This window comes from Shewanella sp. Arc9-LZ, from assembly GCF_010092445.1.
Lineage (GTDB): Bacteria > Pseudomonadota > Gammaproteobacteria > Enterobacterales > Shewanellaceae > Shewanella.
Genome location: NZ_CP048031.1, coordinates 2,537,212 through 2,562,652 on the forward strand (window position 1 = coordinate 2,537,212; position 25,441 = coordinate 2,562,652).

The following is a 25,441-nucleotide window of genomic DNA, read 5'->3' on the forward strand; positions in this document are numbered from 1 at the left end:
TTGTTACTATTTATCCACATATGTTTTAACGGTGAATTATTATGAAAAACATGTTAATAAAACTGTTTTTCTCAAAGGCATTTTCTACAAGGCGCATGTGGTTTTTTATCTACACCACATTTCTTTGCTTGGTTGCTAATACCATGGCAATTGACATTCCCATTGTTGTGCCGTTTCTTGTGGGTAATATTGCGTTTTCAATTATACTATTTCGATTAGGTTTCACTTGGTCGTTATTATCGTTAATCATTGTTTGCTTACCACTAGAAAGCCCATTAGTTATTGGTAATTGCGTTTTACAATTAATGTTTCTTATGTGGCTTAGGCTCAATCTTAAGCAGTCTTTATGGCCTATATTTTGTGTATATTCCATATCAATCTTTGCCCTTGATTACCTATTGGGTAATGATTCTTTAAAAAGTACAACGATGTTATGGATCATTGCCACCATGTTACACTGCTGTCTTTTTGCCCTGTGTACCAAAACCGCATTGATGCTTAATACCATCACCATCACCCCATTAAATCAAAAACAGCAAAGTTTGCGTCTTCAACTGAGTCACCGAATTGGACTATACAGTGCAGTGCCATGCACAATATTGATTGCATTTATTTTGCAAGCAGCAATCGGACTGCATTTATCATCGCAACTACAATTTTATCAAGATGAGCAAAATGTGTTTGTGTCAAAAATACAGCGGCATATAGAACGATATATCAGTAATACTGAGCTCGTTGCCAGCTTAGGACATAAAAATATAGATACACATACTCTACAAACACTTAACGGCCAGGAACCTGAATTTATCTCGACATTGGTGACCGATAAAAATGGCATCGTGACACAATTTTACAAAGCTGGTGTATCGAAACTACCGATTAACAATATGTCTGTTACTGACCGCAGTTATTTCAGTCAACCCAAAACAATTAATACTAGTTTTGTGAGTGAGAGTTTTAAAGGTAGAGCCCTCGGAGAAGACCTGCTTTTTGCCGTGAGTGCACCTATTTATCTAGACGGTATTTTTGATGGCGTGGTCGAAGTTTCGGTCGTTCTAGACACTCTCACCAAAACATTAGCGTTTACTGATAACATCAGTCCAAACACGATTATACTTGATCGGCAGTCGAAAAAGATATGGGGAAGCAATCACTTAGGGGAATTAGGCGATGTTTGGAATGAACACGCAATATTTGAACCATATCATCCTTCATTACTGCAACAGTTGTTTTTTAACACGGCAAAACCCATTGTTTTCACAACAGATGCTCGTTACATACTAGTAAAAAGCCAATTAGATAAATTAAATTGGTCAACAATACATTATCAAGAAACAACCCCTTTTGTTGTTCGCTATTTAATTTATCTTAGTATCGCAATGTTATCTTCATTATTACTATTGAAATATATCACGTCATTATCAGGTCGTTTAGTGCATAACTATACGGAAACACTCGAAAAAATTACAGAATTCACACATCAATTAGGCACTGATAAACGAATCAATCAACCGCTGCATTTTAACTATTCAGCGCGAGAATTTGAGATACTGACTCAAAGTATAAATAACCTTAATGAACGTGTTATTAATTCAAGAGAAGCAATGATGAATTCAATGGCTGAAGTCAAAACGTTGAACAATCAATTAGAAGACAGAGTGAAAGAAAGAACATTACAACTAGAACAAGAGCGCGACAGAGCAAATCAATTAGCAGCTATCAAGACTCGTTTTTTAGCGAATATGAGCCATGAGATACGCACGCCTATCACTATCATAAAAGGATTCACAGAAGAGTTACTTAACCACACAAATGGTGAAACCCAACAAGTGTTGAATCGTATTCGGCAAAATACCTTACATCTACAAAATGTTATTAACGACATCTTAGATACCGCTAAAATTGATGAAGGTAAAATGACGTTTGATTTACAGCCTATCGGCCTTAGAGACTTTCTAGTGAATTCAATTGATAGTTCATCACAAATTGCTAAATCTAAAGGGCTATCAATACAGTGTGCAATAGAGGACATATCTGACTTATATGTCATGGTTGATCCCTTTAGGCTACAACAAATTTTACTTAATTTACTCAGTAATGCCGTTAAATTTACAGCCAATGGCACTATTATACTAAAAGCACATAAATCACCTGATAATACTTGTACTGTTCAAATCATAGATGAAGGTATTGGAATGAGTGATGAACAACAACTCACTCTATTTGCAGCATTTAAGCAAGCAGACGTAAGTATAAGCCGGGATTATGGTGGCACTGGCCTAGGATTGTATATCAGTAAACAACTCGCTGATGCCATGGGGTTATTATTAACCGTGAAAAGTAAATTGGGTCAAGGATCCACTTTCACACTAACGTTGCCTACTACCAATACAAGATCCATGAGTAAGCCACTAGAACACGTTAACTCGACAACATTTACTCAACGAGTATTAGGCGGCACACTGCTTATTGTTGATGATGTAGAGGATATACGCCAACTCATTGCTGTTTATGTCAAACCGTTAAAGATGAAAATATTATTTGCTGAAAATGGTAAGCAGGCTGTTGATATCGTCGACAAAGATCAGCCAGATATTATTATCATGGATCAACAAATGCCCATTATGGACGGATACCAGGCTGCCCAAGTGTTAAGAAACAGGCACTTTACCAAACCCATTATTTCATTAAGTGCGGACGTATTTAAAGAAGAACACTCACAGAATACCGTCTCGCCTTTCAATGCAGTATTGAACAAACCCATTGATAAAACGCAATTATTGCAAACCATCACTCGATGTTTTGACAAGCATCAAACCAACGTATCAAAACCAGATAACGACGATGTAAAAACACAAGACGAATTAGACATGTTAAATGAAATTAAAAACTTACGCCTAGAGTATCTAGATAGTTTACGAGCAATGCCCGACCAACTCATCTTACTTGCATCAAGTGCAGATCACGATCAAGTTAAGAATTTATTTCACAAAATTAAAGGAACCAGTGCTTGCTTAGGGTTAGATAATGTCAGCGAATCAGCAAAACAAGCCGAAATAGGCTTAAAGGCTGGAGAAAATCTACATGACGTATGCAAAAAATTCAATTCTAGTTTAAATAAATTAATTACAGATTCAGATGCTTAGATGTGTTTTATCAATTTCACCTGGGGGTAATAAGGGTAAAATGATGGTAAAAGTCGTGCCAACATTCACAGACGAACTAACCGATATCTTGCCGTTATGTTTTTGAATGATACTGTAGGACAAGGACAGGCCTAAACCAGTGCCCTGACCTACGGGTTTGGTCGTATAAAAAGGCTCAAATATTTTACGTATCGCGCTCTCGCCAATACCACTGCCGGTATCTTTTATCTCAATAGTGACCTCAGTATCATCGCCGCGCACTGAGATATAAATGTGGCCTTTATTTTCGATCGCTTGTGCCGCATTGACCAATATATTAAGAAATACCTGATTCAATTGCATTGGCTGGCATAACAATAGAGGTACAGACTCTTGATAATCGCGATGAATTTCGATTTTGTGTTTAAATTGGCTATTGGCAATTTTTAAGGTGCTTTCGATGCCATCAATGACATTACAGTTTTCCCATTCACTGCTATCAACATGAGAAAATGCTTTCAAGCTTCTGACTATATCGGTTACCCGTTCAATACCTTCGATAGATTCACTGACTAAATCTGGCATATCGTCGCGTAAAAAAGGATATTGCATGCGTTGTTGCATGTCTTGTTGAAGATTAATAAAAGTTTGATTTTTGGTTTTATCAATCACTTTTTCATAAAAACTAACCAGTTTTAGTAGCTTACTCGAGTAATCTTGTAAAATTTGTAAATTTGAAAAGATGAAGCCAATCGGATTATTAATTTCATGCGCAACACCAGCGGCTAATTGTCCAATTGCAGCCATTTTCTCTGATTGTAATAATTGATTCTGTGCAGCTTCAAGTTTATTGTTTAACTCTAGCAAAACAGAATGTTCTTGCGCCAGTTGTTGAGTTAATCCTTTTTGGCCTTGATAATAACTGGCAAGTTCAGTCACATCTTGCACAATCATACAGACTGTTTTAACCGTATTATTAGACACATCCAATGGTAGAAACTCAATATTTTGATACATCAAGGTTTCTTCACCCGTAATTGGACGGCTACTGCCAAACACAAAAACGTGCGGCTTATGTTCCCAATAAGAAAAACTGGCATTATTTAATATAAAGACACTGTTGATTTTTTTCTTTAAATACGTAGCTTGGTCTGGAAACATCTCTAATAAATTCAGCCCTCTAACATCATCGCTGCTAATCTTGAGGCGATCGGCAAAAAAGTCATTCCAATACTCAATCTCAAACTGATCATTCAGCACACAAACACCTAAGGGAAGTTTTGCTGTTAGATTCTGTAACATGGACTCTGTTGCCATCATGACTCCAATAACTCATTTAATTTGGTTAAAACAATCGAAATTGAGTCAGCTTCTAAACAAATCATTATTTTAGAATCAAATCGACTAGATTCTATTTTAAATTCAACTTCCATTAATAATGTGTTGCCCCAGCGATAATGACCCGCAGAAAGAAGTGTTGGGTCAAATACTGTTGGCATACTTAATTTTGTATTCAATGTTAATTGTTGTGCAAAACCATTTAAGCAGGCCCCAGCAAGAATATTAGATAATTCCAGTAATAACTCTTCTTGGGTAATGTTAGACAATGGCAATTCGTAATCCATCAATTCAGCAATGGCTTCACAGCCCTGTTTGGATTGCAGGGAAAGTACTTCCCCTTTCACTGTACCCAGAAAAGACTGCCTGGTATGCCACATGGTGTCTAAGTTGATCATCTCAACAAACTCTGTAGGGGTAACTGACGATATTTGAGGGATAGAAAGTGTAATCTTAGCGCCAATCAGTCTCGCAAGAGAATTGGCTGCTTGCCCCATAGAAATGTTCATTAGCTCCTGCAAAGCATCACGCTGTTCTTCACTTAAATAGTCATTCATATTAACCCCACGTCAGATAAAGCCTGCGATAATTGCTCTGCTTGTAGCGGTTTATGTAAAAAGCGAAATGCCCCAAGTCGATCGACTAATTTTTTAGCTTCGGGTTGAATATCCGCGCTAATCACAATAACAACTGTTTTAGCATGATGTTCCTGTAAATAGCTTAGGACACCAAATCCGTCCAGTTCGGGCATAGTTAAATCCAAAAAAAGCACTTCTGCTTTGCCTGCTTCAACCGCTTCAATTGCCTCTTTGCCATTTTTGGCTTCGGTGATTTCAACATCCCAATCAACAGGGAGTGCACGCCTAACTACTTTTCTTGACATCATCGAATCATCTGCAATGGTTACAGGTATAGGCATTATAATCTCCAGGTTGTCTCATTTGTCCTTTAGATTATGATGTAGTCTTACAGAAAGTCAAAATTTAATAGAGTATTTTTTATAAACAGTGGTGTTAATTCATTTTAGTTGACATAATCAGCAGAAGACAAATAAGACACAACTTTCCATTAACAAATTAAGCATCTATTACTATTGAGGTTTTTATGAAAGGTATCATTTTTAACGTACTTGAAGACATGATAGTTGAACAATGTGGTATGGGTGTATGGAATGACTTAATGGAAAAACATGCGCCTGCGGACAGAGTATATGTTTCGGCTATCAACTATCCAGAAAATGAGTTATTTGCCATCGCCACAGAAGTCTCCGAGATTTTAGGTCTTCCTTTACAAGATGTCATAAAAGCCTTTGGCCAATTTTTATTTTCAGGCTTGGCTGCAAACCATACTGCCGTTGTTGAACGTTTCACAGACTTTACGTCACTCGTTATGGGCATTCATAATATCATCCACGTAGAAGTGAATAAGCTTTACGATGAGCCCTCATTACCTACCATCATGTCGACAATGATCGATGACCATAATATTGAACTCAAATACTATTCTCCGCGTAAATTATGTTTTTGTGCTGAAGGGCTTATCTTTGGTGCAGCTGATTATTATCATCAAAATATTAGCATCAAACATGACACCTGCATGCATCAAGGTGCTGAACAGTGCATCTTAAATATAGAGTTAAAAAATGATTGATAAATCTAACCCATATTACATTGCCTACCATCGAGAAAAGAAAGCCCGAGTTGAAGTTGAGCAATTGTTAGAAGATTACACTAGACAAGTGTATGAAAAAAATATGTTGTTAGAACAGCAGATTAAACAAATTAAAAATCAACAGCAGTCACTGATACAACAAGAGAAATTAGCCTTATTGGGGACTCTCGCTGCTGGTGTAGCTCATGAAATCAATAACCCATTAGCGTTTGTGATCAGTAATGTCACCACGTTAAACAGTTATGTGAACGACTTAATTGAGGTAATCCCTAAAGAACAGTTAAGTCAAAGCGACAAAAATACTATCCATTTTATTACAGAAGACTTACCAGAGCTTATCACCGATAACGATCAAGGTTTTTTTCGCATTAAAGATATTGTTAAAAACCTGCTGTTCTTTGCCAGAACAGACTCCGAAGAATTAACAGAAATTGATTTGTCTGGTGCCATTGATATGGCAGTCAAATTATTAGGCCCAAAACTAAAAAATATTCAAGTTAAACAAGAACTTTGCAAGGTACCTAAAATTCGGTTTAATTCAGGAGAGCTTAACCAAGTGCTGGTCAATATCTTGGTTAATGCCATTCAAGCCTGTGAACAGTCAGCAAATAATAGCGCGATTATCACCATCAAACTGGCGCAGCATGACGGTATGATTCAACTCAATATTATCGATAATGGTTGTGGTATGTCTCCTGAAGTGCAACAAAGAATGTTTGATGCTTTTTATACTAACAAGCCAGTAGGCACTGGCACAGGTATAGGAATGTCGATTGTGTTGCAGATATTAAAACAACACAATGCGACGATTGATGTACAGTCTGAATTAGACAAAGGTACCATCATAAAAATTGGCTTTAATTTATCTACACCCATATAGAAAATAAATTATAAATAAGTACTTAGCCAATATTTTTATTAAAAAAATCAACAGTCCGCTGCCATGCTAATTCCGCATTAATGTCATCATATCTGCTGGTAGAATCGTTATGAAATCCGTGATGGGCTTTTTTATACATGTGCATGGTATAGGGTACCTTAAATGCTTTTAAATCTTGTTCGTACTCGGGCCAAGTATTGTTAACCCTTTCATCTAACTCGCCTAATTGAATTAATAATGGCGCTTTAATATTTTGTCTTAATTCTTTTGCTGCTGGAGTGCCATAAAATGGAACACCGGCTTGAATCAAATTTGAATCAACTGCCGCGAGATAATTAACAATATAGCCGCCAAAACAAAATCCCACCGCACCTAAGTTACCATTACTGCGTTGATGCGATTTTAAAAACTGGGCGGCCGCAACAAAGTCTTGTTCAATTTTGCTGCGGTCTAATGATTGCTGCATTGCCCGGCCTTCATCATCATTACCGGGATAACCGCCTAGTGAAAAAAGTGCATCAGGAGCAAAAGCAATAAACCCCGCTTTCGCTAAACGGCGAGCAACATCTTCAATATATGGATTTAAACCACGATTTTCATGAACGACTAATACAACGGGCAATAACCCTGTTTTACTTGTGGGCTCGACTAAATAGCCCTGGCCTTTGCCATAACCTAAAGGAGAATCAAATTGAGTGTAAGTGGCTTTAATGTCGGCATCATTAAATGACACTTGCTCAGCTAGCGCATAATTAGGCAATAATGCCGAAGTCAGCACACTCATTGAATAACCTAATGCCACTAACGAGCCTAATTTAGTCATAAATGTACGACGGTCCATGCCACCATGAGCATAGGAGTCATACCAATCAAAGGCTTGTTGCGGAATATTATCGACGGATTTGTGGTGCATAAGTTCCCTCTTCTGATCAAATGTAATTACGCTAATTGATGGTTATTAATATTAGTTGATAACCGTTAATGTTAACTGAAGATAATGTATTCACCATCGTCAGCCGATTTTATACGCTTAATTAGCCGCTTAAGGTCAACTGATTTGGTGCGCCTAATTATCACAATTTAAGACTCTATCAATTGTGATGAGTCATGGTTGAGCTGGCTGATATCGCTTAAGCGTATGTGATGGATTTTCTCCAAAGAGTTGAGTGTAATCTTTGGTAAATTGGCCAGCATGCCAAAAGCCCCAATTGGCCGCAATCACCGAAATAGGCGTATCTTGGTCGGGTTGTTTCAGCTGACGCCTCACATTATTTAAGCGTGTAAGACGCAAAAAGCGCAATGGATTAATGCCTAAAATACTCTCAAAACTATACTGCAAGGTTCTTCGGCTCACAAAAGTAAGCTCACAAAGCTGGGTTATCGTCACCGCTTGTTGAGGATAATCATGCAAGAATTCTTTTACTTTCTCTACCACGGCTAAACGATGTTGATAGCTAGGCGCCACCACTTGTTTTGATGATTCCTGGGTTAATAAATTCAGCGCTAAAGTGCTTAACATATCTTGCTGTAACGCAGTATGTAAGCCTAATTCACCTTGGTTAATCAGTGATTCAATCATAAAACGGGTTTGGTTAAGTTGCATTGGATTAGTACTTAATCGCTCCGCTCCTTGCGACGTTAAACTCTTAAGTGACAAACCTTGGATCTCAGCCATAGTGAATAAGATCTGTTTATTAATAACCAAACCATAAATAGTAAACTGTTCTGGGGTCATTAACTCAAAATCACAATCACTGCTACGACACATAAACTGATGAGTATCAACTGGTAAACCATTGATTTTACTTTGGTCTGAAAAACGTGGAATGCCTAACCAGATTGATTCAGGCGCAATATTGCATTGCTGTCTTAGTGCACGCTGAGTAAATTCTTTAAATAAATGCGCCTCAGGATAGTCAAGCCCTTCTATACAACCATAAAAACTGCCGTTACTGACTTGATCATAAACTTGCTGCCATTGAGTTAAATTATGCGCCTGCTCATCAATATCGTTGGTTGTGACCACGCTCTTTTGTGGTGCGCACTGATTAATATGGTGCTCCATCTGTCACGTCCTCTTGATATAACACTGTTAACCCAAACTCTAACCCTGAAGAAAAAGAACTTCATCTAGCTGAAATTAATCACAAAAAATGACTTTGCCAAAACTTGATAGCCACTTGGTACGATTTAAGCTCATGTAAACTTATAAATTAATTGATTAACGATTACAGGAGCAAAACCTGTACCAAAGTTCAATCGTTAACCTCGAGGTCATTAATGAGTCAATCGTATCGCTACACCTTAGGTAGCCAAACATATCAATTTCGACATCTTGCAGACCTAATGGCTAAAGCAACGCCACAGCGATCCGGTGATCGCTTAGCCGGAGTGATGGCTCAATCAGCGAAAGAACGAGCTGTTGCGCAAATGACACTTGCAGATGTGCCATTAAAAATCTTCCTTAACGAAGCGTTTATTCCATATGAAACAGACGAAGTTACACGATTAATTTTAGACGAACATGACACTCGTGCATTTGCTTATATTAGCCATTTAACGGTTGGCGATTTTCGTAACTGGCTACTTAGCGACTACGTAACACCACAGGTTTTAGCCGCAGTAAAAATGGGCATCACACCTGAAATGGCAGCGGCTGTGAGCAAAATTATGCGTAATCAAGATCTTATTCTTGTGGCTAAAAAATGTCATGTCACTAGCGCATTTAGAAATACCATTGGCTTGCCCGGTCATTTATCGACCCGCTTGCAACCTAACCACCCTACCGATGATGTCAATGGGATTGCAGCTTCAATACTTGACGGTTTGTTGTATGGCAATGGCGATGCTGTGATTGGCATTAATCCAGCAACAGACAACGTAGCGCAAGCCATAAAACTAATGAAATTGATGGATGACGTGATCCAAAAATATGACATTCCAACACAGAGCTGCGTCTTAACCCACGTCACTAACACCATTGAATGTATAGAAGCCGGCGCACCGGTTGATTTGGTGTTTCAATCAATTGGTGGCACCGAAGCCACAAACAGCAGTTTTGGGTTTAATTTAAATACCTTAGCAGAAGCACAAGATGCAGCATTAAGTCTAAAGCGTGGCACCGTTGGCAATAACGTAATGTATTTTGAAACCGGCCAAGGCAGCTCGTTGTCTGCTAATGCTCACCATGGGTTAGATCAACAAACCTGCGAAGCTAGAGCCTATGCTGTCGCGCGCAAGTTTAATCCGCTACTGGTGAATACAGTGGTTGGCTTTATTGGTCCTGAATATTTATTTGATGGTAAAGAAATTACTCGGGCCGGATTAGAAGATCATTTTTGCGCAAAACTACTTGGTGTACCTATGGGGTGTGATGTGTGTTACACCAACCATGCCGAAGCCGATCAAAACGATATGGATAATCTTCTCACCTTATTGGGGGTTGCCGGTTGCTCGTTTGTGATGGGGATACCAGGTTCAGACGACATCATGCTGAATTATCAAACCACTTCTTTTCATGATGCTTTATATGTTCGTCGTGTATTGGGCTCTCGCCCAGCGCCAGAATTTGAACACTGGTTAAGCAAAATGAACATTATGAAAAATTCGGCAGATTTTGTGTTGTCCAACACGGTACCCAATGCATTTGCTAAACCACTGTATGCACTACAAGGAGACTATTAATGGACTCCAATTGTGTAGATAAACAGAACAACCTTGTCGATTCAATTCAATCACATCATCAACATGGCAATGTAGTCTCCAATCCATGGCGCGACCTTCGCCGTTTTACTGATGCACGAATTGGCCTTGGTAGAGCCGGAATTAGCTTGCCCACATCAGAGTTATTAGCGTTCCAATTATCACACGCGCAAGCTCGCGACGCGGTGAATTTACCGCTAAATATCGATGCTCTGGCAATTGATCTAAGCAATATCTTATTACTGGATAATGTGACTTATCCTATGAGGGTTAACAGTCAGGTTGATGATCGTATCACCTATTTACAAAGACCTGACCTTGGCAGAAAACTTGCTGAAAGCGGCCGCAAAACCTTACTACATCACATGAACAGTCAAGGTCAAGCTGCCGACACTCAATACGACCTTGCCATAGTAGTGGTCGATGGTTTGTCATCATTAGCGGTACAAAACAACGCCAAGCCATTTATCAACGAGTTATTAAGTCAACTACATCAGCAACACTCTGGATGGAATATCGCCCCCATCACCATAGTAGAACAAGGTCGAGTTGCCATAGGTGATGATATTGGCCAGCTGTTAAATGCCCAAGTGGTGATGGTGCTTATCGGCGAACGCCCGGGACTCAGCTCACCAGACAGTCTTGGCTTATATCTCACTTGGGCGCCTAAAACGGGGCTTAATGATGCCTGCAGAAATTGTATTTCAAACATTCGCCCTGCTGGCTTGCCTTATACCGAAGCAGCCAAACGGGCTGTTTACCTATTAACACAAGCTAAAAAACTCAAACTAACAGGAGTGAATTTAAAAGATCGCACTCAAGACGATGTAATTGAACACCAACAACAAACTCAAAACTTTTTAATTGCTGAATAACCCTAAATACATTCTACATAAAAATGTAAATACCACCGGAGAAACAATCATGTCTGAAAACAACAAAGAGTATCTTGCCAAAAGGCAACTTAAAAGCGGTACCGCTGGATGGGTTTTATTGGCAGGATTAGGCGTGTCGTACGTTATTTCTGGTGATTTCGCAGGTTGGAACTTCGGCATAGCCGAAGCTGGCTGGGGAGGATTTGCCATTGCAGCTGTACTGATGGCAATCATGTATTTAGCGTTAGTCTTGTCCTTAGCGGAAATGTCAGCAGCAATACCCGCTGCAGGTGGCGGCTATAGCTTTGCTCGCCAAGCAATGGGACCGGCTGGAGGATATTTAACCGGACTGGCGGTGTTAATCGAGTATGCTCTAGCCCCTGCTGCTATTGTTATTTTTATTGGCTCTGCGGTACAGGAGTTACTGGGATTTAACGGCCCTTGGGTGTATGCACTGTTTTATATCGTCTTTGTCGGTATTCATCTCGCGGGTGTTGGAGAAGCACTAAAAGTCATGATGGTGATCAGTGGTTTAGCTGTTGTAGCCATTATTGCCACTGCAGTGGTGTTGATTGGCAACTTTGATGCTACCCGACTTTATGATGTTGCTGTTACTGATGCAGCAGGTGCTAGTGAGTTTTTACCATTAGGATGGTACGGTGTTTGGGCTGCTCTGCCCTTTGCCATGTGGTTATTTTTAGCTGTAGAAGGTGTTCCATTAGCAGCAGAAGAAGCCAAAGATCCGGCCAAAGATGTGCCTAAAGGTATTATTGGTGCAATGATATTTTTATTGTTTACTGCGCTGCTGGTTGTAGTATTAGTCCCTGGCGCTGGCGGTGCTGCGGCAATGGGCGCAAGTGCTGTACCACTCGTTGATGCATTAAATGTGACCGGTAATCATACTTTAGCGACTATGGTAAATATTTTAGGTTTAGCAGGTCTAGTGGCCTCATTTTTCTCAATTATTTATGGTTATAGCCGTTTGGTATTTGCGTTGTCACGTGCAGGCTATATTCCGCGTTCACTGTCAATTACAACCTCACGCAAAGTCCCTGCCCGCGCATTAATAGTCCCGGCAATATTCGGTTTTATTGCATCACTCAGCGGCGAAGGTGATTTATTGCTTGCTATGGCCGTTGTGGGCGCAACAGTATCTTATGCATTAATGGCATTAAGCCATATATTATTACGCATAAAACAGCCTGAATTAGTCCGTCCATACAAAACACCGGGTGGTGTCGTAACATCAGGTATTGCATTAGTCCTGTCTTTAATAGCATTAACCGGAGTGTATGCGTTTGACCCACGGGCATTCTTATTCACAATAGGTTTATTTGTCATTGGCGCTGCATACTACTTTGGCTACAGCTCAACTAGGTTGGTAGCAAAAAATGCTGATGAAGAGTTTGCGATGTTGGCTGCGGCTGAATCAGAACTAGTCATGGAAAACTAATCAAACAACGCTTAATGCGATCTGGTTGTGATAACAGATCGCATAATATCAAAAACGTATACTTCATCTAACCAATATAATTAATTGATTTAATGATCAACTCTAACGATCTCGAGTTAAATTTTGCACTAGCCATGCTGTCAGTTCAGACACATTAATGCAGGGTGCATTTACAAGCATTTTGTAAGATTAGCACTATTATTAACTGAACGGCCACAACGCTGGAATCAAACTAAGAAGAGTATCGCCAGCAAGAAATCTCACTGCACAGCTGAGGCGTACGTCCTTCCCAAACTATCGCCTACTGTAGATAAACAACATAAACCTATTCCATAAAGCAGCAAAAATACTAACAACTACTCGCCTCCAGCAGCATAAAGTAGCCATGATCAGTAATCAGTAATCAATAATCAATAATCACTGTCCACTGTCCACTGTCCACTGGTCATTAGCCATTAATCATTAATGCCACTATTGGCATCAACCCATTTCCTTGCCTGCACAGAAACCGATTATTGCTATCTTTCGTCCAAACGCTTAGCGCAGACGATGGGTCAGTGCTTCAATATGTTCTGGACCAATCCCACAACAACCGCCAATGAGTGATGCCCCCACGGCACGCCAGCGTTCTGCCCATGTTAGATAATCAAGTGGCCCAAGATCGTTACGGATCTCATCTAAACCATCATTGGCCGTAGCATCTTTTGCTTGCGGAGGAAAAGCATTCGCATAAGCCCCCAATCGGATGTCATTTCGGCCAAGCTTACCCAGACAGTCAGAGGCTACCTTTAGTGCAGCCTCAATGACTTCAGGCTGACAACAATTAAACAAAATGGCATCTACACCTACTTCTATCAGTCTCTCTATGGCATACACGACGGATTCACCAGATCGTAATCTAGGTTCATTTGTGACTATTTCATCCTCAAGCGTAAAAGCGACCCAAAACGGTTTACCGTCATTTGGCAGTAACCTTTTAATCGCAAGCGGTTCAGCGATAAGACTCACTGTTTCGACCAGCCACAGATCCACATTGGGTGACATTGCTCGTATCAGCGGAGTAGCGAGCTCACTGACTTTATCAGCATCGAACAAATCGGCCCGATATGAGCCAAACAATGGCGGCAATGAGCCCGCAACTAACACAGAACTCCCCTGCTCGTCGGCCACATCGCGTGCCAACTTACTCGCAAGCGCGGCCAATGTTTCCCCTTCTGCTGCAAAACGCTCGGCTCCAATATGAAACGGCACCAAGGCATAACTATTGGTTGTAATAACTCGAGCGCCACTATCGACATAAGCACGGTGCACTTGAGCCACTGTTTGTGGTGCTTCCATTAAAGCCAGAGCGGACCATTCAGGTTGACGAAATGGAGCACCTCGGCTTGCCAATTCGCGTCCCATTCCGCCATCAAGCACCCACAATTCCTGCTTATCCATTATTAATGACTCCATAATATTAAGATGTCTCTACAAATCTTTATCCCGAGTGATGCTGAAATAGATCTCAATGGCACAGTCGAGTACACGAATAAATCGACCAAAAAAATCAGACGTCCAGATGGCTAAAGTGTAAAGGTATAAATGGGATACTGCAATCAACCATACCGAAAATATTAAATAACTTTGTTATTGATATCGACTCATTCTAAAAGCCTAAACGAGGTATTAAATCGATATTAAATACGGCTTAGCTTACCTAAACAACACCATTAAATCGTGTCCAATATTGATTAACCTGAGCTCAGGATAACAAATCAATGACCGCAGCAGCTTAGATGAATGATGCTTGAATAGAATTGGATAATTTAAATAGGTGTAAAAACTATCAAATAAAGTGTGAAGTACAACCAGATAACATTACTCACTTAGGTTGTTGGAATTGTCATGATGAAATTGTTAGCAGTAAGATGAGTCTTTATTTGGACATTTTTGTCGTTGTTTAAATTAGTAAAGCTCAATAGTCTAATGTCGATTAGCACGACTGAGCGAGATACATATTAATGCTGACTAGTAGCGCTCTATTCGATTGTTAAAGCGTATTTATGATAAACATCATCAATGTTCATCGGTTTTGAAAAATAATACCCTTGCGCCACATCACATTGATGTTCAATCAAAAAATCTAATTGTTCTTGTAATTCTACCCCCTCAGCCGTGACGCATTTACCTAATGAATGAGCCATGTTTATCACCGCTTTTACCACAGCTTGATCTTCGGCTGAATGAATCAGATTGGAGATAAATGACTGATCAATTTTTAACATGTTGGCAGGTAGTGATTTAAGATAAGCAAGTGACGAATAGCCGGTACCAAAGTCGTCGATAGCGACATGAATATCAGCTTCGATCAGTTTCTGTAAAATCTCAATTGATTGCTCAGGAATGGCCATCAACGCGGTTTCGGTGATTTCAAACTTAAGCCACTTAGGTTCGGCGCCAGTATCTGTAATAACAGTCAGTAAATCGTCAGCTAAATTTATATTTATCAGTTCCAGTGCCGACAAGTTGACTGAGACCCTCTTAAAGTCAAAACCTTGCTCATGCCATTTCACTAACTGTTGGCATACCGTTTTGAGCATCCAACGACTTAATTCAAAGATTAAACCAGTATTTTCGGCAATAGGGATAAATTCCGCCGGAGAGATAAGCCCAAAGTCTGGATGGTCCCAACGCATCAACGCTTCAAATCCACCTAAGCCTTGGCTTGGTAAAAGGATTAAAGGCTGATATACCGCAAACAATTGATAATGTTCAATAACAGGTTCAGCTAACGCTTTACGTAACCCCTGCTCGATAATAAGACGGCGTTTATTATGTATCGCTTGTTGTTTGTTACAAAATGCCACCCCAAACGGTCTTTTTTTCGCTTCATACAAAGCTGAATCTGCTTGGTTCAATATCGCTTCAGCATCTTTGCCATCTTCAGGAAAAAGACTAATACCCACACGGCAACCTAAAATAATGGTTTGTTCTAAAAACTCAAAATGTTGTTGAAACACTTCAACTAATTCAGTCGCAATGGCATTTGCTTCATCGGCAGCTTTATTGGGTAATGCAATACAAAATTTATCACCGCCAAAACGTGACACTGTGAAGGTTCCATTTAGCGTAGTACTAATGCGTGTAGCCGCCTGCTGTAGAATATAGTCGCCAGCACTATGTCCAAAGTTATCATTAATAATTTTAAAACGAGTAAGATCTAAAAATAGTAATGCCAGCGGCTGTTGATTTTGCAGACATATTTGAATATTCTCGTCGAGTAAAATCTTAAAAAAATAACGGTTAATTAAGCCCGTTAAGTCGTCATAGTGCGACAGCTGATACAACATATCTTGTTGCTGTTTACGCGATGTCACATCGTGGGCAATACCTTCGCAACCAATGCATTCACCTTCATCATCATACATAGGTCGTTCAAGCACCTCAAAGGTATGAATAACGCCATTCGCATCAAATATTTCTATCTCAAATGGCGCTAATTTCTCTCCGTTAATAATGCGCTGGATATATCCTGAGATCAGTTGGTTTTTCGGATTGTCAGTTAACAATTTATAATAATATTCGCCAAATCCAGTAATAGTGAGCCCTAAAATATGAGTCACAGAAGGGCTGACATATTGTATAAAACCATCAGTATCGTGCTGATAAAAAATGTATTCATCTTCTAACGACTCAACCAAACCACGGTATCTATTTTCACTAATGGTAAGCTGAAGCGTCCGTTCCAAGACGTTTTGTTCAAGATTATTTTTTAATTCGTTTAATGCCATATTGGCATTTGCAGTATTAATATTAGCAATGGTTAAGGCTTGATTATTCCGTCTAGCTTGCAAAATCCACACACTAAGCAACAAAATTAATACACCTGCCACCGCCGCAAACTCAATCAAATCTTGGTAATCTTTCGGCAGCGTAATGTTTGCCCCCCAAGCTTCATTAATGGCAATTTTTTCAGCAGAGCTCAACGAGCTCAACCCTTTCTGCATAATACTGGCTAAAATAGGAAAGTCTTGTCTGACTGCAATGGATTCATTAGCATTGTTTTTTTCGTAAAAAGCGAAGAATTTCAAATCAGAAAATGAGTACTTTAACTGGTAATAATTTGCTGCAGCAAAAAAGGTGATTGCAGCATCGGCTTGATTAGCCTGCACAGCTTCCATTGCTTCACGCATGTTATCAACCACAAATGGCGTTACGCTGGGAAACTCTTTAATAAGTTTATCGGAATATTGATAATCCTTCACTATCGCAATGGTTTTATTAGCAATATCACTGCGGTTATGAATTTGATGGTTATTTTTTTTACCAATAATCACCAGCGATTTATAAACAATTGGACTAGTGAACAAAAATTGGTTTTCGCGCTCAGGAGTGTTGACCATGGTTAACACCATATCAATCTCTTTTTGCTGCAGATTTTTGACGATATCTGGCCAGCGATGTTCATCATTTATGACAAACTCTATGCCTAACTTTTGCCCAATCAACAACAAAGTATCAACTGCCATTCCAACAATTTGATCGTTTTCATTGATATAAGTATAAGGAGGGAAATAACCATCCACACCCACACGGATTGGTTGATGTTCGCTCAGCCATTGTTGCTCATGTTCATTAAGGGTTATTGGCCTAACAGCGGTCATCTCGACAACATCAGCACGTGTAAAGTTAGCGAATGACAGCAATAACAATATACAAAAAAAGACGTTTGCATACACATAGGGTTTATTTGGCATTATTATTTTATTCCTGGTGCTTATATAGCCAATGCTAAAACTAACACCGGTAAAATGTAATGAATTAATGAACTGCTTAGAGGATCGTACCATATTTAAAATAATAACTAGCAGACTTAAGCATTAAATAAATTTTTTCAATCACTTAGCTATAAATAACGCGAGTTTTTAATCAACATTTCTAATCAGTTTAATGAATCTATTTATACAAAAAAGATTATCAATATACAAACTTTAATGAGTATTTTATTCAATAATCTTTAGTAAACTGCATGTTTGCGATCAGGTACTAAAGCAGGCTTTGTAAGCCCCGCTAGGGAGTGTAAACGGTCAGCCAACCATTCGTTGTACTGTTATCGGTGTGATACTTGCGATAGACAAACTGCGTCGTCGGTAACTGCTCCTGCGTTACTCTATCTCCTGCATCCATGCAGTCGTCGGTAACTGCTCCTGCGTTACTCTATCTCCTGCATCCATGCAGTCGTCGTTTAGGACTGCTATTAGTGTTTTGCCTTGAGGTTTACCCGTTATCGCTAAGTAATAACAGCACAGTCGATTATTGACTCAAGCTTAACTCACTAAACGACAACGACATCTTGCCTAATCCTTGATATTCAATCTGCAGTGGTTTATCCATGTCGACTTTAAGCACACCGCAATATGAACCAGTAATAATAGCCTGCCCGGCAGTAATCACAATGCCGCGAGCGGTTAAAAAGTTCACTAACCAGTACAAAGGTGATGCAGGTAAATGGCACGGATGACATCCGTCATAGGTATTGGTAGTGTGTTGTTGAGTGACCAATATTTGAATTTTGCTAGCCATTAATGCCTTAGCTTTGTCAATTTCAGGGCCTAAATACAACCCCTGGTTACTGAGTCCGTCAGCCAATTTTTCAACAAATGTGGCTGGATAATCTCGGCTAAATCGTTGTTGAATTAACTCCAATGCCATATGAGTAGCGCTAATTTGCTGATTAATTTCGGCTTCAGAGTAATGACGATGAGCCTCAAAGGTTTGACCAACAACAAAAGCGATTTCAGGCTCAATCAGGGCTAGCTGCGCCGATGATAAAATGGCGCAATCATGTTGATTAACAATGGCATCCGCCAAAATAGGTGCAACAATCAAATCGCCATTGTCTCGCGGCGTTAAACATTTCCAACCAGTAACATTATGTTGATTCAAGGCAATCATCGCAACTTGGATTTCAAGTGCCGTTTCAATACTGTCTATATGCTGTTCAGATAGTAAATTTGACTCAGGATTAACACAATGCCTCTGTGAAAAGAGATGTTTGGCAATGTCGTTTATATGCGTTTGTTGAACCATTACGGTTTCCTATTGCGATAGTGAGTTCTTAAACAAGCGAAGTTTTAGTCGCGAGTAAGTGATTATTATAAATACATCTGCGGTTAGTATTAACGCCACACATTATTCACAGCTGTATCGATGTTAGTGGCGTTAATGCTAGTCGCGTTAAAGTTAGTGGCGTTAGCGTTAGTTGCGTTAATGTTAGTTGCGTTTCAGCTGATGACACCGCACAAACAACCACAGCATCAAAGCTAGTATAAAGTAACGCTCACGTTATCCAGCTTTGCGTTGCTTTAATTGTGCTTTAGTTTGCTCAAACCACTGATAAACAATCTCGCGTGTTTGCTCCGATGGCATTGAATTAGACGCACCTCTAATCTGGTCGATTTCGCACATCAGCGGCTGGGTTTTAGTGATTTTGATGCCAATAGTCATTCGCTCAGGCTTAGCCATTTTAAACGCACAATAATGTCCGTTGGCAATGCTTTGATGATAAATAGCAATACAGTGACCTTGTTCGCGACCTTCTGCGACGAGCTCATCATAACGGCTAATAGCCTTAATTTGGCCATTGGCTGTAAGCAATTGAGGATAGGCGAAATCAGCATTTTGCGGGCGAGTTTTAACAAGCTCCATTTCATTGCGTTCAATCACCCAGCGATCATGTAACTGGCGTAAATCACTAATCGACGACAATTGACTAACCCGTTGCAGCGGATCGAAAATCCCTAATGTCATTCCCATATGTAACGTGTCATTAAGGTACGCCATTAATTGGCTGCGACCTTGTTGCTGATTAAACGCCAAATCGAGCCCGAGCGGAGTGCCAGTAAAAAATGGGTACATGTGATCAACACTCAAAGCATTTAAGTTAATCTGTTGATAATGTTTAAACCGACTAAAGTGACAAAAACGGACATCTAACTGACGTTTAACATGCAGTAAATCGGCTTCTCGTTGATAGGTTAAGGTTAACTTATCAATAAACTTAAGCGCTGCTTTACTGCTGTGATAGCCTAATGCCGATAGAATTTGGCGCTGTCCAAGTAAGCAAAATGCCAACGCTTGTTGGTTATCGACACTGCATTGCTCGCAAATAAGCAATAACAGCACCGGTCTGCTGAGTAATATTTGTAATGCGGGTTCACAATTAGCAGCCAACCACAGCATTTGGTATTGATGCTCAGCAAAGGGCGCGGTTATCTTCAATAAATGTTCTGGAATAGACGTCAACCAGGCTTGACCTACATCGGTTTGAGTCACTAAATCAAGTCCTAGCCCTAACCCGCCTTCAAGTTGCTCATTAGATTGATGATTAAACGTTCTAAAACCAGCTAAGCCATTATGCCAGCCATGTAATTCAACATCATAATCAAAACCCAAATCACGGATAGGGATGGTTAATGCAGCGGTCATGTCGACTCCTAAAACAACCAAATCAATAATGTAGCTGATATTGAAACTAATATGGCATCAGTTTCTATTGCAAACGATTCAACCGCGCAGATATCAGCCAATTTACTCAGTTCAATGCTTTCCTAGCCCAGCGTTAACGCCATTGTCTGCTATATAAGCAGATTATAAATCGACAACTTAGCACTAACCTGTATAATCCGCGGCCTATTTACTTACATATACTCATGTCTGTCTTATTCACACGTGGCTGTTGTCTTGCCTATTGTTGATAAATATTCAGTAGTACACAGTTGGAACATTGCTTTGATTTCTACCGCTAATATCACCATGCAGTTTGGCCCTGAGCCATTATTTGAAAACATCTCGGCTCAATTTGGTCACGGTAACCGTTACGGTTTAATCGGCGCAAATGGCTGTGGTAAATCCACGTTCATGAAAATTTTGAGTGGTGCTTTGGCTCCAACATCAGGAAACGTGTCGATTACACCAGGCTTTAAAGTCGGTACGCTTAGTCAAGATCAATTCGCGTTTGAACAATATAGTGTTGTCGACGCAGTGATCATGGGTGATGTCGGACTGTGGAAAGTCAAACAAGAACGCGACAGCATTTACGCCAAAGCAGAAATGACCGACGAAGACGGCATGCGAGTAGGCGACCTAGAAAGTCAGTTCGCTGAAATGGACGGCTACACAGCTGAAAGTCGTGCGGGTGAAATTCTGCTAGAAGCCGGTATTGAAGAATCATTTCACTTTGGTTTAATGCAACAGGTTGCTCCAGGTTGGAAACTGCGCGTGCTATTAGCACAAGCTTTATTCGCTAACCCAGACATTTTGTTACTCGACGAACCTACCAACAACTTGGATATTCATACCATTAGTTGGTTGGCCACAGAGCTAAACAAACGTAAATGCACCATGATCATCATTTCGCACGACAGACACTTCTTAAACTCTGTTTGTACCCACATGGCTGATATCGATTACGGCGAATTACGTGTTTACCCAGGTAATTACGAATATTTCTTAGCTCAATCAGGCTTAATTCGCGAGCAACTGTTAGCGGGCAATGCCAAGAAAAGTGCTGAAATTGACGAGCTGCAAGACTTCGTTAACCGTTTTGGTGCTAACGCATCTAAAGCAAAACAAGCTAGCTCACGCGCTAAAAAGATGGACAAAATTAAGTTAGATGATGTTAAGTCATCTAGCCGTATTACCCCATCAATTCGTTTTGCAGAAAGCAAAAAGCTGCATCGCCAAGCACTTGTGCTTGAAGAATTGTCTCACGGATTCGACGAAGTGTTATTCGAACACGGCGACCTTATTCTTGAAGCGGGTTCTAAACTGGCGATTATTGGCGAAAACGGTGTGGGTAAAACGACCCTATTACGCTGCTTAGTGAATCAATTACAACACAATCACGGCCGTATTAAATGGTCTGAAAATGCTGCAATTGGTTACTGCCCACAAGACAGCACTGCTGATTTTGATAATGACATGACTTTATTTGATTGGATGTCATTATGGCGCACACCAAAGCACAATGATTTAATGGTTCGCGGCATGTTAGGTCGTCTATTATTTTCTGATGACGACGCCAACAAAAAAGTCCGCAACTGTTCAGGTGGTGAGAAAAACCGCTTGTTATTCGGTAAGTTAATGATGATGGATATTAACGTACTGGTAATGGACGAGCCAACCAACCACATGGACATGGAAGCGATTGAAGCGCTAAACCAAGCCTTGAAATTATTTGAAGGCACATTGATATTTGTCAGCCATGACCGTGAGTTTGTGTCATCTTTGGCAACACGCATTATTGATGTAAAAGGCAAAAGATTGATAAACTTCCAAGGTACATTTGATGAATACCTTGCAAGCCAAGCTGAAGCAGAAGCCAGAGGCTAACATCTTTTTTGGGCATGTATTACTCAATGTCCATTAACGGATAACATCGTTAAAGTAAGGTCTTCATGTTGCATAATGTTGCAATGACGAAGACCTTTTTTGTTTAATTCATCATAGAGATGAAAGCTAAGCAGTTAGCAAAGCAATACAAAGGGCTGTTTGAGCGACGTTTGTTATCCCGAGTTCAGGTTATTTATATTCGAAAAGCCTAATCAATAGTAATCCGTTGCAGATACACGTAAAATCGACCTGTAAAATTAATAACCAACGACATAAAATAGCGAAAATATCATGAATAGAAAAATCGAATTATTGGCACCCGGTGGAGATGTCGATGCGATCAAAGCTGCGATTATAGCCGGTGCAAATGCCGTTTATTGTGGCCTAGATACCTTCAACGCCCGTAACCGAGCGGCCAACCTGTCATTCGATGACTTAATTGGTGTTATCGCGCTTGCTCACCAATATCAGTGTGAAGTGTTTCTCACCATGAACATCGTTATTTTAGAAAACGAAGTTCCGACATTGGTTAAATTGCTCAATCAGTTAGTGAATACGGGTATCGACGGCATTATTGTCCAGGATTTAGGCTTGTTTAATCTAGTCACTAAGCATTTTCCAAGCCTAGCCATTCACGCTTCTACCCAGCTGACAACTCATAACGAAGGTCAAATTGGCTTCTTAGCCAAAATCGGTGCCACTCGTGTCAATTTATCTCGTGAGCTAAACCTTGGCGAAATTAAAAGCCTTACCACCCTCGCCCACGACCACGAAGTGCTTACCGAAGTATTTGTTCACGGCGCATTATGTATTGCCTTCTCGGGTCAATGTTATTCAAGTTCAGTCAGTGTTGGTAATTCTGGCAACCGTGGCCGCTGCAGCCAGGCATGTCGTGATGAATACGAAGTCACAGCAGCCGGTAACAAGTTTCCGCTGAATCTAAAAGACAACTCAGCTTACTTTGATTTACCAGAATTGGTTGATGCCGGCGTCGACTCGCTCAAAATTGAAGGCCGTATTAAAGGTGCACAATATGTCCATACCGTGGTGGACAGCTGGCGCAAACAGATCGACAAATTTATCGAAACAGGCAAGCTATTAGCCGATGACTCGAACTTACATAAAGTGTTCAACCGTGATTTTACCAACTCGTTTTTAAAGGGTAACCTCACCAAAGACATGTTTATCGATAATCCACGCGATAACAGCTTTAAACATGCTAACGACAAAAGTAACGCGATATCAGTGGTTCAAATTCAAGAAGCCCAACAAACACTGTCGTCAGAAAAAGACGCCATTGTGCAATTGGTTGCCGAAAAAATTAATCACCTGAGCATTGCCAAGCCTACGCTAGCACTGGCATTTTCTGGTCAAGTCAATCAACCATTGTCGATCACTGTGACCACGCCAGATCAACACTTTGTGATTGAATCATCTATCTCTCTAACCCAAGCAACAGAATCACGGGTTGATGAAGCCGCAATTGAAAAACGCTTTAAAAGCTTAAAAGGCAGCGGTTACTTATTACAGGCATTTAATTATGACGGCTTGCAGACTGATTTAAGCCTGCCGTTTAGCCAGTTAACTCAGCTTAAAAACCAGCTGTTATTACAGCTAACACAAAGAGAATACATAGGCGCAGTAACCTTACCCAAGTTACCTAAACATCCTAAAGTGACCGACACACCGACATTGTCTTTGCTTATTAGTGATGAAAAAGATGTTAATTTGTGTGATGTTACCGATGCCGATATTTACTTTAAGCTGCCAGAAAGCTTTAAGAAAAACGACAACAAGTACATCGATATCTTTTTACGTAACCCAAGGTTAATTCCGTGGTTTCCGGCTGTGCTTATCGGCAAAGATTACATCGAAGCGGTAAGAGTGTTAGAAGTAGTAAAGCCTAAGCGTATTGTCACAAATAACACTGGCGTTGCGTTTAAAGCCTATGAAATGGACATCGAGTGGATTGCGGGGCCGTTTTTAAACACCACTAACTCTTATGCCTTGTTAACATTACAAGAGCAATTGAATTGTGCTGGTGCGTTTATTTCGAACGAGATAAATCGTAACCAAATTAAAAACATCGCCAGACCAGAAAACTTCAAACTGCTTTACAGCATCTATCACCCTATTTTGATGATGACCAGCAGACAATGCTTTTTCCAACAAACGGTAGGCTGTAATAAACCCAGCATTGAAGACGGTTGCATGCTCAAGTGTGAAAAAGCCACTACCATCACTAATGTGAAAGGTATTTCGTTTGCAGTAGACAAACAAAAAGGTGGTTACCCGAGTATCTATAACCACGAGCAGTTTTTAAACATCGAAGCCGTTGAAGATCTATCACACTTATTTGATGAGTTCTTTATCGACCTCACCAACATAGGATCTGGCTCAAAAGCGGAAATCGATAAAACTCAGCTGGTTGCCCACTTCGAAAACGTCCTTAAAGGCGTCACCGAATCTAAAGTAGAGCTAAATCAACTTGTGACCATTTCTACTAACGCCCAGTATCAGCAAGGTTTGTAATAAAATTTGTTAATGACTCAATCAATAGAGCATGTAAATGGTTAACTCTTTAACCTCAACTCGGGATAGAGATGAGAATATAGATACTCTGTATTGATTGTCCATCATAGAAACAACAAGGGTCGCATTAGTGCGACCCTTGTTGTTTCTGAAGTGATCCACGGTTAATTCCGACAGAAACACTTTTTATCGACATTAATTTCAAGCTAACATATTGGCAAGCTATCTCGCGAAAAACCTTTAGCAACCTCCTAAAAGTGGCTACTTTGATGTGTTAACCACAGCAACGACAACAACCACCGACCACTTGTAATACCAATACCCAAACCTACCTTACCAATATCCATCTCTAAATCTGACTCTGTAAAACCAGTATTCATCGCATATAAGCCTTATATCGACCGCATCAAGTGAAGAATCTCTGTTTTAAACGCGATAGTCACAAGCCAGAGTATGACTGCATTGTAGAATAATGACTGACAAGTAATTC

General features: G+C 40.1%; 18 protein-coding genes. 8 read left to right on the forward strand and 10 right to left on the reverse strand.

Annotated features, from left to right (window positions below):
* The first annotated feature begins 41 nt into the window (after positions 1-41).
* Complete coding sequence (locus GUY17_RS10930; protein WP_162023170.1) at positions 42-3,146, forward strand: ATP-binding protein; 3,105 nt, start codon at positions 42-44, stop codon at positions 3,144-3,146.
* Here the strand turns inward: GUY17_RS10930 and GUY17_RS10935 are convergent.
* From GUY17_RS10935 to GUY17_RS10945, 3 genes are read right to left on the reverse strand one after another with little or no spacing between them, the layout of a single operon-like run.
* Positions 3,135-4,427, reverse strand: coding sequence for a sensor histidine kinase (locus GUY17_RS10935; RefSeq protein ID WP_254439810.1), 1,293 nt, complete (start codon positions 4,425-4,427; stop codon positions 3,135-3,137). The genes GUY17_RS10930 and GUY17_RS10935 overlap by 12 nt on opposite strands.
* Positions 4,428-4,441: 14 nt before the next feature.
* Positions 4,442-5,020, reverse strand: a complete 579-nt coding sequence (locus GUY17_RS10940; protein WP_101087163.1) for a chemotaxis protein CheC — start codon at positions 5,018-5,020, stop codon at positions 4,442-4,444.
* On the reverse strand, positions 5,017-5,382 hold the full coding sequence (locus GUY17_RS10945) for a response regulator (protein WP_162023171.1): 366 nt from the start codon (positions 5,380-5,382) through the stop codon (positions 5,017-5,019). Before GUY17_RS10945 ends, GUY17_RS10940 begins: the two co-directional genes overlap by 4 nt.
* A 185-nt stretch (positions 5,383-5,567) precedes the next feature.
* On the opposite strand from GUY17_RS10945, the gene GUY17_RS10950 reads away from it, so the two are divergent.
* The gene (locus tag GUY17_RS10950; protein ID WP_162023172.1) at positions 5,568-6,113 is read left to right on the forward strand and encodes a heme NO-binding domain-containing protein; all 546 of its coding nucleotides are present in this window, start codon (positions 5,568-5,570) and stop codon (positions 6,111-6,113) included.
* Positions 6,106-7,014, forward strand: a complete 909-nt coding sequence (locus GUY17_RS10955; protein WP_162023173.1) for a sensor histidine kinase — start codon at positions 6,106-6,108, stop codon at positions 7,012-7,014. Before GUY17_RS10950 ends, GUY17_RS10955 begins: the two co-directional genes overlap by 8 nt.
* A gap of 22 nt (positions 7,015-7,036) precedes the next feature.
* Here the strand turns inward: GUY17_RS10955 and GUY17_RS10960 are convergent, their stop codons facing one another.
* Complete coding sequence (locus GUY17_RS10960; protein WP_162023174.1) at positions 7,037-7,927, reverse strand: dienelactone hydrolase family protein; 891 nt, start codon at positions 7,925-7,927, stop codon at positions 7,037-7,039.
* A 192-nt stretch (positions 7,928-8,119) separates the two neighbouring features.
* On the reverse strand, positions 8,120-9,079 hold the full coding sequence (locus tag GUY17_RS10965) for a helix-turn-helix domain-containing protein (protein ID WP_101087158.1): 960 nt from the start codon (positions 9,077-9,079) through the stop codon (positions 8,120-8,122).
* A gap of 215 nt (positions 9,080-9,294) precedes the next feature.
* Here GUY17_RS10965 and GUY17_RS10970 point away from each other — a divergent pair, with 215 nt between their 5' ends.
* Genes GUY17_RS10970 through eat form a run of 3 tightly spaced genes read left to right on the forward strand, consistent with a single transcriptional unit; the run spans position 9,295 to position 13,044 of the window.
* Positions 9,295-10,698, forward strand: a complete 1,404-nt coding sequence (locus GUY17_RS10970) for an ethanolamine ammonia-lyase subunit EutB (protein ID WP_162023175.1) — start codon at positions 9,295-9,297, stop codon at positions 10,696-10,698.
* Positions 10,698-11,591, forward strand: a complete 894-nt coding sequence (gene eutC / locus GUY17_RS10975) for an ethanolamine ammonia-lyase subunit EutC (protein WP_162023176.1) — start codon at positions 10,698-10,700, stop codon at positions 11,589-11,591. Before GUY17_RS10970 ends, eutC begins: the two co-directional genes overlap by 1 nt.
* Before the next feature lie 49 nt (positions 11,592-11,640).
* Positions 11,641-13,044 carry an ethanolamine permease gene (eat, locus tag GUY17_RS10980; protein ID WP_101087155.1) on the forward strand — a complete coding sequence of 468 codons (1,404 nt, stop codon included), beginning with the start codon at positions 11,641-11,643 and terminating at the stop codon, positions 13,042-13,044.
* Between the two features lie 537 nt (positions 13,045-13,581).
* On the opposite strand, the gene GUY17_RS10985 is transcribed toward eat, so the two are convergent.
* The 4 genes from GUY17_RS10985 to GUY17_RS11000 form a co-directional block, all read right to left on the reverse strand.
* Positions 13,582-14,484: a homocysteine S-methyltransferase family protein gene (locus GUY17_RS10985; RefSeq protein ID WP_162023177.1), complete on the reverse strand. Its 903-nt coding sequence runs from the start codon at positions 14,482-14,484 to the stop codon at positions 13,582-13,584.
* Positions 14,485-15,065: 581 nt separating this feature from the next.
* On the reverse strand, positions 15,066-17,783 hold the full coding sequence (locus GUY17_RS10990; RefSeq protein ID WP_162023178.1) for an EAL domain-containing protein: 2,718 nt from the start codon (positions 17,781-17,783) through the stop codon (positions 15,066-15,068).
* Positions 17,784-18,339: 556 nt separating this feature from the next.
* On the reverse strand, positions 18,340-19,116 hold the full coding sequence (locus GUY17_RS10995) for a hypothetical protein (protein ID WP_162023179.1): 777 nt from the start codon (positions 19,114-19,116) through the stop codon (positions 18,340-18,342).
* A 255-nt stretch (positions 19,117-19,371) separates the two neighbouring features.
* Positions 19,372-20,514, reverse strand: a complete 1,143-nt coding sequence (locus tag GUY17_RS11000) for a PcfJ domain-containing protein (RefSeq protein WP_162023180.1) — start codon at positions 20,512-20,514, stop codon at positions 19,372-19,374.
* 303 nt (positions 20,515-20,817) lie between these two features.
* On the opposite strand from GUY17_RS11000, the gene GUY17_RS11005 reads away from it, so the two are divergent.
* Both GUY17_RS11005 and GUY17_RS11010 read left to right on the forward strand, forming a co-directional pair.
* Positions 20,818-22,419: an ABC-F family ATPase gene (locus GUY17_RS11005; RefSeq protein ID WP_101087233.1), complete on the forward strand. Its 1,602-nt coding sequence runs from the start codon at positions 20,818-20,820 to the stop codon at positions 22,417-22,419.
* A gap of 291 nt (positions 22,420-22,710) precedes the next feature.
* The gene (locus GUY17_RS11010; RefSeq protein WP_162023181.1) at positions 22,711-24,951 is read left to right on the forward strand and encodes a peptidase U32 family protein; all 2,241 of its coding nucleotides are present in this window, start codon (positions 22,711-22,713) and stop codon (positions 24,949-24,951) included.
* Positions 24,952-25,202: 251 nt separating this feature from the next.
* On the opposite strand, the gene GUY17_RS21300 is transcribed toward GUY17_RS11010, so the two are convergent.
* Positions 25,203-25,331: a hypothetical protein gene (locus GUY17_RS21300; protein WP_302476608.1), complete on the reverse strand. Its 129-nt coding sequence runs from the start codon at positions 25,329-25,331 to the stop codon at positions 25,203-25,205.
* Positions 25,332-25,441 lie beyond the last annotated feature (110 nt).